This window comes from Pseudomonas edaphica (genome assembly GCF_005863185.1).
GTDB lineage: Bacteria > Pseudomonadota > Gammaproteobacteria > Pseudomonadales > Pseudomonadaceae > Aquipseudomonas > Aquipseudomonas edaphica.
On the sequence record NZ_VBVZ01000798.1, the window covers coordinates 1 to 2,429 of the forward strand.

Annotated in this window: 1 protein-coding gene; it reads left to right on the top strand. The window is 60.0% G+C overall.

The window, feature by feature from the left end; all coding sequences use genetic code 11:
* Positions 1-210: 210 nt before the first annotated feature.
* Positions 211-2,429, top strand: a 2,219-nt coding sequence (locus tag FEM54_RS30585; RefSeq protein WP_240792829.1) for an Ig-like domain-containing protein, incomplete at its 3' end; no start/stop codon positions are given.

Below are 2,429 nucleotides of genomic sequence, written 5' to 3' on the forward strand. Positions count from 1 at the left end.
AAAAAGAGCGTGATAGCTGGCGCCGATGCAAGTTTCAGCTTTGCCAGTGATGTCCCTCAGCCACAGGGTGCATACAGCGCCACGGCGACAGATGCGGCCAATAATGCCAGTAAACCGACTACCGGCCAGTTCATTGCTGACCCTAAATCTGATACTACGCCACCAGCGGGTGCCAGCGATCTGCTTGTCAAGACTCTAGGCGACGGCAAGATGACCATCACCGGCAAGGCCGAGCCGGGCAGTACAGTAGAGGTCAAGTTTCCGGACGGCACTACAGGTACGGTTGTCGCAAAACCGGATGGCAGCTTTACGCTGACCAGTAGCAACTCACAACCAAATGGCGATTACGCCGTGACGGTGAGCGACGCTGCCGGCAATAAAGGCGTTTCCGTCACGGGGAATTTCACGGCTGATCCGGCTGTGGATATTACGCCGCCAACGGCCCCTGCTGGCCTGGTAGTGACAACCCTGCCCGATGGCAAGGTGAAGGTCAGCGGCAACGCCGAAGCCAACAGCAAAATCACAGTGACTCTGCCAGATGGCACCACCCAAGACGTCACAGCGGGACCAAGCGGTGTCTTTGAACTGACCAGCAATGCCGCACAGCCCAATGGCACAATCAAGATTATTGCCACTGATGCTGCGGGCAACTCCAGCGCTCCCGTCACGACCGACTTTGTTGCCGACAGTACGATTGACACTACGCCGCCAGCCACGCCTAGTGGTCTGGTAGCGGTAACCTTGCCCGATGGCAAGCTCAAGCTCAGCGGCAGCGCAGAGGCCAACAGCAAGGTCACTGTGACCCTGCCCGATGGCACTACGCTGCAAGTTACCGCAGGGGGCAATGGCGCCTTCGAGCTGACCAGCAACGGCGTGCAACCCAATGGTCTTGTGTCCGTGACGGCGACAGATGCGGCAGGCCATATAAGCCCTGCGGCAACCGCAACGTACCAGACGACTGATGTGACACCGCCAGTCGCTCCGGCCGATCTGATTGTGGTGACCTTGCCCGATGGCAAACTCAAGCTCAGCGGCAGCGCCGAAGCCAACAGCAAAGTCACCGTGACCTTGCCCGATGGCACCACGCAGCAAGTCACCGTTGGAGCCAATGGCGTCTTCGAACTGACCAGTACGGGTGTGCAACCCAACGGCGCGATCCAGGTCATCGCCACCGATGCCGCAGGCAATGCCAGCGCAAAAACCACGATTAACTTTATTGCCGACAATACCGTTGATGTCACTCCTCCTGCCCCACCGACCGGCCTGTTGGCGGTGACGTTGCCTGGTGGCAAGGTCAAGGTCAGCGGCAGCGTCGAAGCCAATAGCCAGGTCACTGTTGTTCTGCCCGATGGCACTCCGCAGCAGGTTACCGCGGGACCCAATGGCTTCTTCGAGCTGACCAGCAATGGCGTGCAACCCAATGGACTGGTGTCCGTGACGGCGACAGATGCGGCAGGCCATGTAAGCCCTGCAACAACCGTAACGTACCAGACGACTGATGCGACACCGCCAACCGCTCCGGCCGATCTGATTGTGGTGACCTTGCCCGATGGCAAGCTCAAGCTGACCGGCAGCGCCGAAGCCAACAACAAGGTCACCGTGACCTTGCCTGATGGCACTACACAGCAAGTCACCACAGGGGCCAATGGCACCTTCGAACTGACCAGTACGGGTGTGCAACCCAACGGCGCGATCCAGGTCATCGCCACCGATGCCGCAGGCAATGCCAGCGCAAAAACCACGATTAACTTTATTGCCGACAATACCGTTGATGTCACCCCTCCAGCCGCACCGAGCGACCTGGTTGTAGTGACCTTGCCCGATGGCAAGCTCAAGCTCAGCGGCAGCGCCGAGGCCAACAGCAAGGTCACCGTGACCTTGCCCGACAACACGACGCGGCAAGTCACCACCGATTCGAACGGTCACTTTGAGTTGACCAGCAACACCGTTCAACCCAATGGCACGGTCAAGGTGATTGCAGCCGATGCGGCGGGCAATGCCAGTACGCAAGCCACGATTGCCTTTGTCGCCGACAATACGGTCGACGTCACCCCTCCAGCCCCACCGACCGGCCTGTTGGCGGTGACCTTGCCCGATGGCAAGCTCAAGCTCACCGGCAGCGCCGAGGCCCACAGCAAGGTCACCGTGATCCTGCCCGACGGCACTACACAGCAAGTCACCGTTGGGGCCAATGGCGCCTTTGAACTGACCAGTAACGGTGTGCAACCCAATGGCACGGTGCAGGTCGCCGCTACGGACGTTGCAGGTAATACCGGCACAGCAGCCTCGGTTGACTTTGTCGCGAACAACACCGTGGATACCACGCCACCCGCCGCCCCTACCGGTCTGGTTGCGGTGACGTTGCCCGATGGCAAGGTCAAGGTCAGCGGCACCGCTGAAGCCAACAGCAAGGTCACCGTGACCTTGCC